Here is a 14,139-nt window from a genome sequence, read left to right as displayed (position 1 = left end):
CTATATTGAGCACTACGCCGTCGAAACGACGCAAAATAAGTAAGGGGCAACGTGATCGAATGATCAGCATTGCATCGCCCATTTTGTTACTGCTGCTATGGCAGGCCGCAGCGCAGATGGGTCTCATTGACGTACGCTTCTTCCCTGCGCCCGCGCAGATCTTCACCACCTTTATCGCGCTCGTCAAGGACGGCTCGCTATGGGAGAACACCTCGGCGACGCTTTTGCGTCTCTTGTGGGGTGGATTGATTGGCGGCATTCCTGCACTAATGCTAGGTGTTGCAACCGGTCTTTCTAAGCCGCTGCGCGCCGTATTCGAGCCTCTGATTGCTGCAACCTATCCGGTTCCGAAGAGCGCGATTTTTCCCCTTTTGATGCTGATTTGCGGTCTCGGTGAAGCGTCGAAAATAGCGATGGTCGCTATTGGCGTCTTTTATCCGCTGCTCATCAATACGACTACGGGCGTGCTCGAAATCAACAAGATCTATCTGGACGTGGGCCGCAATTTTCGCGCGAATCCGTGGCAGGTATTTCGTACTATCGCACTGCCCGGTGCCGTGCCGCATATCATGAGCGGTATCAAGCTGGGTTTCGGGCTCGGCCTGATGCTGATCGCCATTGCCGAAATGATCGGCTCGAAGAGCGGTCTTGGCTACATGATCTGGAATGCCTGGGAATTGCTCTCGGTCGAACAGATGTATGTCGGCCTGATTGTTATTGCCATCCTTGGCTACGGCATCTCGCTGCTGCTGAACGAAATTGAACGCAAGCTGATTCCATGGAAGTGAACATGATGAGTGGGTATATGCAGCAGAAAAAAGAGCTCGTCGACGCAATCCTGATGCTCGAACGCGCCGAAGTGATCGACTTCAACGGTCACTTTAGCTGGCGTTTTCCAGGTCAGGACCACATGCTGATCAATTCTGGCGCATCGGTGCGTAGCGCGCTTACCGTGGATGACATCGTGACGATCGATTTCGACGGCAATCTGATTGAAGGCGATGTAGCCCCGCCGATGGAATTCCACATTCACTCGGAAATCTATCGTAAACGTCCTGACGTCAATTCGGTCGTGCATACGCACCCTACCTGGTCCACCCTCTTCAGCATGACAGGTAATGCGGTGAAACCGGTGATCATGCAGGCGTCAGTGCTCGGTGAGATTCAACGGTTCCCGAAGACTGTTTCGATCAACACAAGGCCTCTCGGTGAAGAACTGGCGGAATGTCTCGGCGCGCACCGCGTCGCAATGCTCAAATCGCACGGCGCGGTGATTGCGGCCGAAGGTATTCTTGAAGCGTTCGTGCTCGCGTTTTATCTCGAAGAGAATGCGCATCGTCAGTACCTTGCACAACAAATCGGCGAGCCGATGGTTCTGTCGCCGGAACAGATCGAAACGATCAGTCGTAACCTGTGGAAACCGAAATTGCTGCAAAAAGTGTGGGCCTATCATGCTGGGAAGATCCGCGCATAGCTGCATCCGGCGCCAAACATCCATCGCGAGCGCATACCAATCTATGTGATGACGGGCTTTCTCGGCAGCGGTAAGTCTGTGCTGCTCGCACGCCGGATGAAGGAAGTACCCTTTTCGAACGCGGCGTAATAGTGCAATTCGTATTCCGCGACAGGTTCGCGCAGATTGCGAGGCGACATCAGCTATGGCAGCTGCGAAAAGCGGTCTGACCTTGATCGTGAAGAGAAAGCAGAGGTCTTAACTAACAAGCTATCGCACGCAGCGAGGGAAGCACGCGCCAGGCATCTTTTGAATATGCCTGGCGCATCCATTTCATTCGCCGTCCGTTTCGATCACAACCACGCCATCTTCAACGTGCGTCTTGTACGTCTTGAGGGGAATCATGCATGGCGGCGCGACAACTTCACCGGTCTTGATATTAAACGAACCGTTGTGAAAATCGCATTCCACTGTCTCGCCATCGATATAGCCTTCTGACAACGAGCCCGGACCATGCGTGCAGGTGTCATTCGTTACGAAATATTCGCCCTGGAGGTTGAATACGGCGAGCGTCAGGCCGTTCTTTTCGACCTTGATCGCTTTTCCTTCAGCTACGTCTGCTGCATGGCAGAGGTGAGCAAATGCGCAAGCGTGACTCATAGGGAATCTCCATCGTTGACATGTTGTGGGCCCAATGATAACTTTGTTCTCGTGTTAAGAACAGCGTTCGCTATATAGGAACAGGCGGTCAGAGGATCGCAAACGCCACTAAACTGCGTCGCGCGACAACAGCGACCTTGAGGGACATACCATGTTGAGAAAAGAACAAAACGATCTCGTCACACAAACCGGTCCCGGAACGCCGATGGGCGAACTGTTCCGTCGTTACTGGCTCCCGGCGCTTCTGTCGGAAGAACTGGCGGAAGCTGGCGGCGAACCGGTTCGCCTGCAACTGCTCTCGGAACGCATGCTTGCGTTCCGGGATTCAGAAGGCAAGCTGGGCCTGATCGATGAATTCTGCGCACATCGTGGCGTGTCACTATGGTTCGGCCGTAATGAGGAAGGCGGCATTCGCTGCCCGTACCACGGCTGGAAATACGACGTGACCGGTCGGTGTACCGAGGTGCCATCCGAAGCGAAGGAAAGCGGCTACGCGGAAAGAATCAAGCTGAAATCGTATCCGCTCGTTGAACAGGGCGGCGTCATTTGGGTCTACATGGGCCCGGCCGATCAGCAGCCGCCTCTGCCCGCATGGGAATTCTCGACCGTGCCGACATCCCAGTCGTTCATGAGCAAACGGGTTCAGGAATGTAACTGGTTGCAGGCACTCGAAGGAGGCATCGATTCGAGTCACGTTTCGTTCCTGCACAGCGGCAGCCTCGATTCCGATCCGCTGTTCAAGGGTGCGAAGGGCAACCAGTACAACTTGAGCGACCTCGCTCCGGTGTTTGAGGTTCTCGAAGCGCCGGGCGGTCTGGCAATCGGCGTGCGACGCAATGCGGAGAACGATCAGTATTACTGGCGTATCACACCTTGGGTCATGCCTTGCTTCACGATGGTTCCTCCGCGCGGCGATCACCCGGTGCACGGCCACTTCTGGGTGCCGATCGATGATCACAACTGCTGGGCTTGGAGCTTCGATTACCATCCCACGCGCGATTTGACGCAAGGCGAAGTGCAGGCAATGAAGGACGGCAAGGGCATCCACGTGCGCTATGTGCCGGGCAGCAACTATGTTCCCGAGCAGAACAAGACGAACAACTATCTGATGGATCGAGCAGCACAGAGAGCAGGCACGACGTATAGCGGTGTCGAAGGCATCGCCATGCAGGATGCCTCCCTTCAGGAAAGCATGGGGCCGATCCAGGATCGTACGAGAGAGAACCTGGTTGGTACCGACAACGGCATCATCATGATGCGCAGCCGGATCATGAAGGCTGCGCGTGCACTCGCCGAAAACGGCACGCTGCCACCTGGCCGTGATCCGGAGTCGCAGATGGTTCGCTCGGTCGCCATTCTGCTGAAGCGTGAAACGCCATTCAGCGAAGGCGCACGCGATGCGATGATCGCGGAAGAAGGCAAGAAGCACCAAACGATCTGAGCATGCAGCCAGGCTGTTCAAATGGATATTCGTGCGATCCGTACGAATCTGGCGGTGACGGCGTGAGAAGCCGCTTGTAGCAAGACTTCGCGGCCCTCACAGTCGTTGCCGACTTAACAGATCTTCAGCTCATTGAAATAAAAGTGATTCTTCGTGCAAGCCGCCGGAAATGGGCGAAAAGTAGGGATGCCCCGACATGAATGAGACTCTTGTGAATAGCCAGAAACATCGCATCACGCTCGCCGGCACCGCTCAGTCGTTCGAATGTGATAACGATGACGTGCTGTTGCGATCGGCACTTCGTAACAACATCGCATTTCCCTACGAGTGCAACGCAGGTGCATGCGGTAATTGCAAATTCGAACTGATCCAAGGTGGCGTTGAGGTCAAATGGCCTGAGGCGCCTGGTTGGACAGCAAAGGATCGAGAGCGCCGTCGTTATCTAGGCTGTCAGAGCATGCCGCGAGGCGATTGCACGATCAAGATGCATTCGAATCAGCGCTACGCGCCCATACACGAACCGAAGCGCGTAACGGGTACGCTCACATCGCGTCGCCCCGTTACGCACGATATCGGTGAATTCCGTTTCGAGCTCTCGGATGGCATGCGATTTGAACCCGGACAATACGCACTACTGGCGCTCCCCGGTGTTAGCGGTCAGCGAGCCTATTCGATGAGCAATATCGTTCAAGGCTCGGATGCAAAGGTGCTCGATTTCCAGGTGCGTCGTGTACCGAATGGTGAGGGCAGTCATGCGCTGTTCGACAAACTGGCGGCGGGCGAGCAGATCGAGATCGATGGCCCCTACGGTATGGCTTATCTGCGTCGGGACGTAAAGCGTGACATTCTGTGTCTCGCCGGCGGTTCGGGCCTTGCCCCGATGATTTCGATCGCACGCGGCGTTGCCGCAGACCGGGAAATGCAGGGCGTCAACGTGCACTTCTTATACGGTGGCCGTACACCGCGCGATGTGTGCGGACGGGACATGCTCGAAGCGCTCGAGAATTTCGGCAAGCGTTTTCATTTTAACGCGGCCGTTTCGGATGCGCGTGGTGATCAATGGGACGGTCACACTGGCTATGTGCACGAACTGGCCGAGTCGATGTTCGGTGACGGCCTGCGCGACATGGAAATCTATTTTGCTGGTCCTCCTGCGATGGGCCAGGCTATTCAGAAGATGCTGCTGGGCCGCGAGGTATCGTTCGAACAGGTGCACTTCGACCAGTTCTATTGATATTTCTTCACTCATTAAAGGAGACAGTGTGAGCAAGTTGCAGCTTTCAGTGGCGGTCGGCCCATATGACCGTATGCGCCCGCTGGTCGATGGTGAGGTACAAATCGAGGGCGTCGATCCGACGTTCCTGTTGCAGGAACCGGAAGAGATCTTTTTTCGCGCGCTGCGTCATGCGGATTACGACATCTGTGAACTGTCGCTGAGCAGCTATTCGGTCAAGACCGCCGCGGGTACGTCGGCTTACGTTGCCATTCCGGTATTTCCGTCCCGAGCGTTCCGCCACACGTCGGTGTATGTGAACGTGAACGCGGGTATCAAGAAACCGGAAGATCTGAAGGGCAAACGCATCGGCGTACCCGAATACCAGTTGACGGCAAACGTGTGGGTGCGCCTGTTCCTCGAAGAGGAGTACGGCATCAAGGCATCGGATGTCACGTGGGTGCGCGGCGGTTACGAAGACCCGACACGCGTCGAAAAAGTCAGCCTGAATCTGCCAAAAGACGTGGAACTGGTGAATGCACCCCAAGGCGAAACGATTTCCGGCATGCTCGAAGCCGGCGAAATCGATGCGCTGATCGGCCCGCGCGCACCGTCGTGTTTCGATCGCGGCTCCCCGAACGTGAAGTATCTGTTCGATGATCCGCAGGCAGAAGCGGTGGCCTGGTATCGCAAAACGAAGCTGTTCCCGATCATGCACACGCTCGGCATCCGGCGCACGCTCGTTGAACAGCATCCGTGGCTGCCGATGTCGGTGATGAAGGCCTTCGAGAAATCTAAAGCGATCGCACTGCGCCGTCTGACCGATACCTCGGCTACGAAGGTGACACTGCCGTTTATCGAGACTCAGCTTCGTGCCACTCGTGAATTGATGGGCGACGATTTCTGGTCATACGGTTTCGCCGCGAATCAACATACCCTCAACCGATTCCTGACGCAGCATTACGCGGAAGGACTGTCGAGCCGCCTGCTGAAAGCGGCGGATCTCTTCCATCCGGCGAGCCTCGAAAGCTTCAGCATTTAGTCGGTTATCAAGAAAGCCGGGGAGATCCCCGGCGTTTTTGTTTTCGATCGAGCAAAACTATCACCATGCAACAGATAGCAATAGAGCAGCGGGGTGCTGAAACAAGAGAAGCTGGGCTGACAGGCCCCATTATTTCTGTTTCATGGTCAATGGCGTTGCTTTGAGAGAAATTGATGAACGCAAAAGATTTTACACACACACCCGCAACGGCAGACATCGAAGTACCGGTGCGGAAAAGTGACACTAGCGTGATCTGGTCAGATGCACGGCTGCTAGGTTTCAGCCCGATGGATGATGTACACGAAGAATTCTACGAGGTAGTACTACGGCTCGTGACCTGTACCGATACAAATGCCCTGGCCGCGATCGAGGCATTTGAGCAACACGCTGTCAGCCATTTCGAGCAGGAAGACGAATGGATGCGCACGACGAATTTCCCGCCGCGAGATTGCCACATCGAAGAGCATGCTGCTGTTCTGAAATCGGTGTGCGACGTCAAGGCGGCAGTCGAAGCGGGGCAGATCAACGCGGAGGCTGTGCACGATTTTGGTATGCATCTGTTTGGCTGGTTTCCCGGCCATGCCGACTACCTGGATTCCGCGTTGGCAGCGTGGATGACGAAACAGACAATGGGTGGAAAGCCTGTTGTGCTGCGACGGACTAAATAGCCCGCTCGGTCGAAGAAATGAAACGGACGGCGTAGCGATTGACTGATATGAAGAGCGGACACCGCAATCATGCGTTGCATGCGCAACCGGTGCTGATCCGCCATGGGAATTGGAGTGGAATGGGCAGGTCGTTGGGACAATTCGGTGATGGCAAGATTCTTCCTGAACCTTGGGCAAGCGGCGAAGCTCCATTACTCGGTCCGAAACGTCGGTCGGATAGGGGCTGCGTTTGATCATCTCACTGCCTGACAGGTTTGATGGGAAGTTCCAAGCACGCTCTTGGTGGTGAAGTCTCGGCGCAAAGAGAAGCGCGTCGCGCGGGCGAGCAATGTGATTGTTGGTCGGTGAGCCTGAAACAAGATGGAGAATGTAATGGAAAGTGTAGGGCGATCGTTGAGAGCAATGGTTCACGATTGGTTGTCGCCAGACCCTGAGCGAGCGTTCAGAGTCAGCCACTATGGACGATCCAGGGTTGGGCGCTACGTTTGCGTCGTTGCAAACAATGGAGCCGGCTCGAAGGAGTTGTTCTTCTATCGTCACCGAGATGGGAAATGGTGTGTTTTTCCGCCCGAGCCTGAAAGGCCGGCTATGCTGGTCAGGAGATGATGCGGATATAGAAGCAAACTGCACCAATTTGCTGGCGGAAGTGTGACCCGGCTCTGTATGGTGTCGATCAGCGTACGTGTCGTACGAAGGGCGATGGCCAAACCGAGTCGTGACGACATCTCGTAGCCACAATCCAACTGTCTTCGCCGCTGCCAAGACGGCGGTTGATGCCCTTTGGGCGTTGCCGGCCGCCGCGCAATGCCGGGCGTCTTTGCCGTCTGTAGACGAACAGTCTCGGGCTGCGGCGTCCCCACACGTTCATCATGATCCTGCTGGCCACGCCGCTTGCGATCATCAAGACCTCTATCGGCGTCCTGCCTTCGATCCAGATTCCCGTGGCCAGCGTGATCTGGAACTGCGCGGGCATGCCAGCTCGTTTCTGCGTAGCCGTGCACGACGGCTTGAACCGGAAGCGGAATCACCGTGACGCTGGCGTCCTCGCGTGCCTTGACTAGCAGAAGACTCGGGTTACAAGCCCGTGGAGAGGCTCCATCTTAGGTCAATTGACACTTTAGACCCGAAAAGACAGCACCAAACAACATTGTCACTGTTGCTCCGTCCCCGTCACGAAGGCTTGGACATTGGCGTGGAGTAGGAAAAGCTAACAGCCCTGATTTTCCACTCCGTGTTTCATTGACGCTGCGAGTCCTAAGTGATATGGTTGAATCTATATACAGAACAACGTTCCGTATAAGAGAACGCGCACTATTCGATACAGATTCGCGATTCAACTTGCAGGACCTGTGATGCTGGGAAATATCGGGAAGCCCGATCCTCTATCGCTGTCCCACGCGGACCGCATTCGTGAAGCAGTGCGCGCGAACTTTGAACTCGGGACCGAGATAGTGATCATGGTTTCGGAGGTCGAGTGTCAGTCGCCCGGGTGTCCTCCGCTGGAGACCGTGGTTGCGTTCTGGACCGACGAGGGCCGCCATCGCTTTAAGGTCTTTAAACCGATGTCGGAATTCGAGGACGACGACTTGCCTTGGAAATGGTTGAGGCGCTCGCTAACCGTCCCTGAAGATTATGTTGATGGTTGTTGCTAACCGCCGTTGATAGGAGACTTTTTGAATGGCAACTCTGAAGACATGCATCCAGACCCTTGGGCATACTGAGGCCCTGAAAACCGGTAAGGTTGACAGTGGTCCATGGCGGCTGGAATTCGAAGAAGTGCCGGCAATCATCCAGGCGTTTCGACGGATGGTTCGTGGTACTGAGTTCGATGTCTCCGAGATGGCTATTACGACCTATCTGTGTGCGCGGGCACACGGTAAGCTGCTTACGGCGCTTCCTGTTTTTATCGTTCGCGCGTTTCACCATGGCGGCATCCTGGTGAATCGCAATCTCGACATCGAGCACCCGCGCCAGCTGGAAGGCCGCAAGGTCGGTGTCAATCGTGGCTATACGGTTACGGCGGGTGTGTGGGCCCGTGCGGTGCTTCAACATCAATACGGTGTGGACCTTTCGAAGATCACTTGGGTTCTCTCGGGCGATGAGCACGTGGCAGAGTACAAGGCACCGAGCAATGTAGTGCCCGTGGAGGCGGGTCAAAAGGTCGAAGATCTGTTGATCTCGGGTGAAGTGGCGGCGGCCGTGGGTCTCAAGGTCGAAAACCCGAATCTGGTACCCCTGATCCCCGATGCTCAGAACGTGGCTTTCTCGGCCATGCGCGAATCGGGTTACTACCCGATCAACCATACGGTCGTAGTTCGTAACGAACTACTTGAACAGAATCCGGATCTGGCGCCCACACTCTTCAAGGCATTCGTGGATTCGAAGCGTCAGTGGCTCGAACGCCTCCAGCAAACGCAGGCCCATGAACGTCAACGCGGTGACGAGTTCTATGGCCGCGTCATGGACACGCTTGGGGGTGATCCGCTCCCGTATGGTATCGAGCCCAATCGTCAGGCACTCCAAAGTGTTATCGGTTTTGCGTCGGAGCAGGGCATCTTGACCCAGCAATACGCGCTCGAAGATCTCTTTGCCGCCGGTACGCTGGACCTCGTGGGCTGAGCCCCAGGGCTACGGATCCAGAATCGAAATCGAGAATCAAATCAGATATGCAAGCTAACGATAAACAAATCACGATCCCGGCGCTTCAACAGATGAAGCGCGATGGACAGAAGATCATGGGCGTTGTTGCCTGGGATGTGCAGATGGCTCGCATTGCCGAACGTGCGGGCGTCGATATGCTCATCGTCGGTGACTCGGTGGGCGTCAACGTTTGGGGCCACGAGAACCCGCTCGAAATCACGTTGGACGAAATGATTATCGTAGCCAGGGCGGTGCGCCGTGGCGCGAGGCGTGTACTGGTTTGTGCCGACTTGCCTTTCGGTTCGCTCCAGCGTGGTGTGCAGTCGGCGGTGGAAGCCGGTATCCGTCTGGTGAAGGAAGCAGGGGCCGACATGATCAAACTGGACGGCGCCGCAGACTATCCGGAAGCCGTTGCCGCCCTGGTCAAGGCCGGTATCCCGGTGATGGCCCAGTTCGGCATCACGCCGCAAACGGCACTGAAATATGGCATTCAATACGGCAAGGCAAACGGCGCGCTCGTCTCCGATGCGATGGTTGCCCAACTGGTCAAGGATGCAAAGATCATGGAAGCGGCTGGCGCCTCGATGATCGACTTTACGAACTCGGGCCCCGTTGCCGGCGAGGCAGTGTGCAAGGTCGTGGATATCCCTGTCATTGGCGGTTTCGGCGGCGGTCCCTGGCTCGATGGTCGTGTGCGCATGGCCCATGCTGCAATCGGCTACAGCGCGGGCAACATTGACTCCGAACTGGAGCAATACGCAAACGTGGCGCGTACGACCCTGGACGCATTCACCGAACTGTTTGCCGATGTCCGCGCCGGTAGGCAGATCAAGGGCACCCCGAAAGCCAAAGCCGCAGTCTGATCCTCAGGGAGCCAAACATGCCTTTCGTTACTGTCGATGGAATTTCCACGCGATACGATGTGATCGGTGACGGGCCCGCGCTTCTGATGTACAGCCCGGGCGGTTTCAACGCCACTATCGAAACGTGGACCACGCTCGGTATTTATGCCCGGGTCAATCCTCTCGACTATCTGAGCAAGCGCTTTAAGTGCATTGTCTTTGACCGTCGCGAAACCGGTCAGTCGGGCGGCCGTATCGAGCGCGTGACCTGGCGAGACATGGTTGCCCAAGGTCGTGGCCTCCTCGATCACCAGGGTATCGACCGCGCATTCCTGATGGGCGGTTGCATGGGTGTTTCGCCGGTCATCGCATTCGCGGTTCAACACCCGGAACGCGTTTTGGGTCAAGTTCTCTACTGGCCTGTCGGCGGGGCCCGTTACCGGATGAGCAGTCATCAGCGCTTCTTCGAGCACCTGGCCTATGTGAGCCAAAACGGCATGGCCGCGGTGGTGGAACTCGCGTTGGCGACCGGCAAACCGTTCGGTGCAGATCCCCGTGGCGGCCCTTGGGCTTCTGTGATCCAAAAGAGCACGCAATTCGCAAAGGAATTTGCATCGTTCGACGTCGCGAAGTACCGAGCAATCGTGACCGGCATGGGTTGGACCCTGTTTGACCGCGATACCGCACCGGGAGCGCAGCCCGAAGACCTGTTGGGGCTTAACGTCCCCACGCTGATCATTCCTGGGCAAGACGCATCGCATGCGACTTCGGCCGCAATGTACCTGCACGAGTGCATTCCGAATTCGGAGTATTGGGCGGTGAACGCGGTCGATCAGCAATCGGCCAATACGGCGGAACGTCTGGATGCGTTCTTCGAGTCCGCATTCGAAAAGCAGGGCTTGGTTCGGGCCTGATACACCGAGACGGAAAAACGAATTGACATACGGCGGTCCCCCACCATGATTATTGATACTCACTGCCATTACACGACGGAACCGCTGGCATTGCATGTCTTCCGCGACAAGCAGCTTGCGGGGTTGTTGGACCCGGCACGCAAGCCCAAGAGCGCGGACCTTGGTGTCAGCGATGAGGAGATCATCGCCAGTGTTCAGCCGCAACTGAAACTCCAACGCGAACGCGGTTCCGATCTCACGATCTTCAGCCCCCGTGCCGCTGGTATGGCGCACCACATCGGCAACGAAGCAACGTCGGTCGAATGGACGCGTCTGTCCAACGATCTCATTCACCGGATTGCAACGCTGCTGCCCAACAACTTTGTTGGTGTCGCGCAACTACCGCAGAATCCCGGTGTCAGCCCTGCGAATTGCATTCCGGAACTCGAGCGCGCGGTTAAGGAACTCGGTTTCGTGGGCGTGAACCTGAATCCGGATCCGAGCGGTGGTAACTGGAGCGGGCCTCCGATGACCGACCGCCACTGGTACCCGATTTACGAAAAGTTGGTAGAACTCGACGTGCCGGCAATGATCCACGTCAGTTCGTGTTGCAATCCGAACTTCCACCATACGGGTGCCCACTACATCAACGCGGATACGGCCGTGTTTATGCAGTTGATTCAGGGCAACCTGTTCAAGGATTTCCCGACCCTGCGTTTCGTGATCCCGCACGGCGGCGGCGCCGTTCCCTATCACTGGGGCCGTTACCGTGGCATGAGCCTGGCAATGCAAAAGCGCCAACTCGTTGAACACGTGATGCAGAACGTGTTCTTTGATACGTGCGTCTACCACCTCCCGGGGATCGAGCTCCTGACCCGTGTTGTGCCAGAAGACAACATCCTGTTTGCATCGGAAATGCTGGGCGCAGTGCCCGGTATCGATCCGGAAACCGGCTACGCATTCGACGATACCAAGCGCTATATCGACCAGGTTCAAGGCCTGAGTGAAGAGACGAAGTTCAAGATCTTCGAAGGCAACGCCCGCCGCGTCTACCCGCGCCTCGATGCGCTGTTGAAGGACCGTGAAGCCCGGGCGCAGGTCGTGGCCGCGAAGTAGCAACGAGGGGAGTCCGTGGGACACCCGATCAACAACAAAAGGTGAAGACATGTCGCGTCTTAATGGTGTTATCCGCGCTCTCGAAACGGGCGGCCACGCATTCTCCCTTTTCGCACCGTGCGAAATCGAAACCGCAACCGAACTCCAGACATCACCCTATGATTCGGTGGTCTTCGAAGGGGAGCACCGTGGCTGGGATATCAAGAGCCTGCGCAACAGCCTGCAATACCTGATGAACCGTGGCCAAATTGCAAAGGACGGCCTTGCCCCGGCGGTGACCCCATTGGCCCGCGTTCCGGCTAACGGTTGCGAGATGAATCAGTTCCTGGCGAAACAGGCTCTGGATATCGGTTGCTACGGCATTGTGTTCCCGCACATCTCGACCGTCGAAGAAGCATACAACGCGATTGCCGCATGCCGTTACCCACGCCTGAAGGGCAAGCCTCTTTATGAACCGGCGGGCATCCGTGGCGATGGCCCGATGCAGGCTGCGCGTTACTGGGGTCTGTCGATGGCCGAATACTACGCTAAAGCCGACGTATGGCCACTGGCTGCCGAAGGCGAGATCTTCGCCGTTCTTCAGATCGAAGACATCGCAGGGGTTACGAACCTTCCGGATATGCTGAAGAACGTCCCCGGGATCGGTGCCGTCCTGATCGGAGAGGGCGACCTGAGTCAGGAATTGGGCGTTCCGCGTCAGACCGAGCACCCGGAAGTCGTGGCAGCAATGGCGCAAGTCGTTGCCACGTGCAAGGAACACAACGTGATCGTTGGCCATCCTCACGTTACGAAGGCCAACGCACAACGTGTGATCGATGAGGGCTATCGTTTCCTGATGGCAGCGGCACCGCGTAGTTTCGATACCGTGAATACCGTTCGCGCCCAGGTAGGCGGTTAAGCCGTTGGTCGGTTAATCGTTTGATCCATCAGGCGCCAAATTGCTCAAATACTTAGGCGCCGGACGGCAAACCGAATTGCTGCTGGTCAAACTTTTCTAAGGAGTATTAGAGATGGTGGATAAGGTTCTTGCACAGGTTCGTGTTGGCCCGAGCGAACTGGAATTGCGCGAATTCGACATGCCGGACGTGGCGGACGATTGCGCGCTGATGCGCGTTGAGGTCGCCGGCATCTGCGGTACCGACGTCAAGATGTACAAGGAGCAACTGAAGGGCGCGCCGATCATCATGGGTCACGAAAACATCGGTATCCTCGAAAAGGCCGGCTCCGAGTTCCTGAAGCGCACGGGCCTCAAAATCGGTGATCGCATTTTCCCGGAACACTACACCTCGTGCGGCCAGTGCGAACACTGTCACTCGGGCCAATACCGTCACTGCATCGGCACCGACTGGCGTTTCAACCCGAAGGGCATCCGCCTCGGTTACACGGCAATCGACAATGATCACTCGCCGCTGCTGGGTGGTCTGTCGCAATACATCTACCTGCCCGCAAATGCAGTCGTCCACAAGGTTCCGGACGGTCTGGATCCGGAACTCGCAGGCGTCGTGACCCCGATGGCAAACGGCATCGAATGGGCACTGTTCGATTGTAATGTTGGCTATGACACGTCGGTCCTGATCCAGGGCCCGGGCCAGCAAGGGCTGTCGCAAGTCGTTGCTTGCAAGCAGGCGGGTGCCTCCATGATCATCGTCACCGGCACGGCAAAGGACTCGAGGCGCCTCGAAATCGCGAAGGAACTCGGCGCCGACGTCGTTATCGACGTGACCGCGGAAGACCCGCTGGAAAAGATCTTGGAAGCAACCAACGGCCGTGGTGTTGACGTCGCTCTGGACTGCACGGCAGGCGCGGGCACGAAGGCAATTCTGCTCGGAATCGAAGCACTGAAGCGCAAGTGCGGTACGCTGCTGATTCAAGGCGAGATGGCCGACTTTCCGAACTTCCCGGTTGGCAAGGTTACCGTCAAGGCCATCACGATCAAGTCGGCTCGCGGCCACTCGTACAAGGCGTGCGAACTCGCATTGAAGCAATTGGCTTCGAAGCGCTTCCCGCTCGAAAAGATCACCACGCACCGTTTTGCCCTTAAGGACGCAGATGTGGCTATCAAGGCCGTCGGCGGCGCAGAAGACGCGATCCATGTGTCGATCATGCCTTGGATGTAAATCAAAAGCGAATCCGGGTCCCAAGGCCCTGAGGTTGTAATGTTTTAGGCCCCG

15 protein-coding genes are annotated in these 14,139 nt (G+C 56.6%); 14 read left to right on the top strand and 1 reads right to left on the bottom strand.

Annotated features, from left to right (window positions below; all coding sequences use genetic code 11):
- Window positions 1-59 precede the first annotated feature (59 nt).
- Window positions 60-788, top strand: a complete 729-nt coding sequence (locus HV770_RS01830; RefSeq protein WP_246290672.1) for an ABC transporter permease — start codon at window positions 60-62, stop codon at window positions 786-788.
- Window positions 779-1,474, top strand: a complete 696-nt coding sequence (locus HV770_RS01825; RefSeq protein ID WP_246290670.1) for a class II aldolase/adducin family protein — start codon at window positions 779-781, stop codon at window positions 1,472-1,474. The genes HV770_RS01830 and HV770_RS01825 overlap by 10 nt, the downstream gene beginning before the upstream one ends.
- Before the next feature lie 312 nt (window positions 1,475-1,786).
- Here the strand turns inward: HV770_RS01825 and HV770_RS01820 are convergent, their stop codons facing one another.
- Entirely contained in the window at window positions 1,787-2,113 is a 327-nt protein-coding gene (locus HV770_RS01820) for a non-heme iron oxygenase ferredoxin subunit (RefSeq protein ID WP_175157813.1), read from the bottom strand.
- A 151-nt stretch (window positions 2,114-2,264) separates the two neighbouring features.
- Between HV770_RS01820 and HV770_RS01815 the strand changes: the two genes are divergently transcribed.
- The 12 genes from HV770_RS01815 to HV770_RS01760 all read left to right on the top strand — a co-directional run bounded on the left by HV770_RS01815 (window position 2,265) and on the right by HV770_RS01760 (window position 14,085).
- Window positions 2,265-3,554: an aromatic ring-hydroxylating dioxygenase subunit alpha gene (locus HV770_RS01815; protein WP_175157812.1), complete on the top strand. Its 1,290-nt coding sequence runs from the start codon at window positions 2,265-2,267 to the stop codon at window positions 3,552-3,554.
- Between the two features lie 196 nt (window positions 3,555-3,750).
- Window positions 3,751-4,788, top strand: a complete 1,038-nt coding sequence (locus tag HV770_RS01810) for a 2Fe-2S iron-sulfur cluster-binding protein (RefSeq protein WP_246290668.1) — start codon at window positions 3,751-3,753, stop codon at window positions 4,786-4,788.
- A gap of 28 nt (window positions 4,789-4,816) precedes the next feature.
- Window positions 4,817-5,809, top strand: a complete 993-nt coding sequence (locus tag HV770_RS01805; RefSeq protein ID WP_175157810.1) for an ABC transporter substrate-binding protein — start codon at window positions 4,817-4,819, stop codon at window positions 5,807-5,809.
- 173 nt (window positions 5,810-5,982) lie between these two features.
- Window positions 5,983-6,477 carry a bacteriohemerythrin gene (locus HV770_RS01800; RefSeq protein ID WP_175157809.1) on the top strand — a complete coding sequence of 165 codons (495 nt, stop codon included), beginning with the start codon at window positions 5,983-5,985 and terminating at the stop codon, window positions 6,475-6,477.
- Window positions 6,478-7,346: 869 nt separating this feature from the next.
- Complete coding sequence (locus HV770_RS01795; RefSeq protein ID WP_175157808.1) at window positions 7,347-7,538, top strand: hypothetical protein; 192 nt, start codon at window positions 7,347-7,349, stop codon at window positions 7,536-7,538.
- Window positions 7,539-7,829: 291 nt separating this feature from the next.
- Window positions 7,830-8,129, top strand: a complete 300-nt coding sequence (locus HV770_RS01790) for a hypothetical protein (RefSeq protein ID WP_175157807.1) — start codon at window positions 7,830-7,832, stop codon at window positions 8,127-8,129.
- A gap of 25 nt (window positions 8,130-8,154) precedes the next feature.
- Window positions 8,155-9,096: a substrate-binding domain-containing protein gene (locus HV770_RS01785; RefSeq protein ID WP_175157806.1), complete on the top strand. Its 942-nt coding sequence runs from the start codon at window positions 8,155-8,157 to the stop codon at window positions 9,094-9,096.
- A gap of 47 nt (window positions 9,097-9,143) precedes the next feature.
- Window positions 9,144-9,980: a 3-methyl-2-oxobutanoate hydroxymethyltransferase gene (locus tag HV770_RS01780; protein ID WP_175157805.1), complete on the top strand. Its 837-nt coding sequence runs from the start codon at window positions 9,144-9,146 to the stop codon at window positions 9,978-9,980.
- 17 nt (window positions 9,981-9,997) lie between these two features.
- On the top strand, window positions 9,998-10,873 hold the full coding sequence (locus tag HV770_RS01775; protein ID WP_175157804.1) for an alpha/beta fold hydrolase: 876 nt from the start codon (window positions 9,998-10,000) through the stop codon (window positions 10,871-10,873).
- Window positions 10,874-10,918: 45 nt separating this feature from the next.
- Window positions 10,919-11,968: an amidohydrolase family protein gene (locus tag HV770_RS01770; RefSeq protein WP_175157803.1), complete on the top strand. Its 1,050-nt coding sequence runs from the start codon at window positions 10,919-10,921 to the stop codon at window positions 11,966-11,968.
- 49 nt (window positions 11,969-12,017) lie between these two features.
- On the top strand, window positions 12,018-12,866 hold the full coding sequence (locus HV770_RS01765; protein WP_175157802.1) for an HpcH/HpaI aldolase family protein: 849 nt from the start codon (window positions 12,018-12,020) through the stop codon (window positions 12,864-12,866).
- A 112-nt stretch (window positions 12,867-12,978) separates the two neighbouring features.
- Entirely contained in the window at window positions 12,979-14,085 is a 1,107-nt protein-coding gene (locus HV770_RS01760) for a zinc-dependent alcohol dehydrogenase (RefSeq protein WP_175157801.1), read from the top strand.
- Window positions 14,086-14,139 lie beyond the last annotated feature (54 nt).

It is taken from the genome of Paraburkholderia fynbosensis (assembly GCF_902859935.1).
GTDB lineage: Bacteria > Pseudomonadota > Gammaproteobacteria > Burkholderiales > Burkholderiaceae > Paraburkholderia > Paraburkholderia fynbosensis.
The sequence above is the reverse complement of the archived record's forward strand: the minus strand, read 5'-3'. Positions and strand labels throughout refer to the sequence as shown.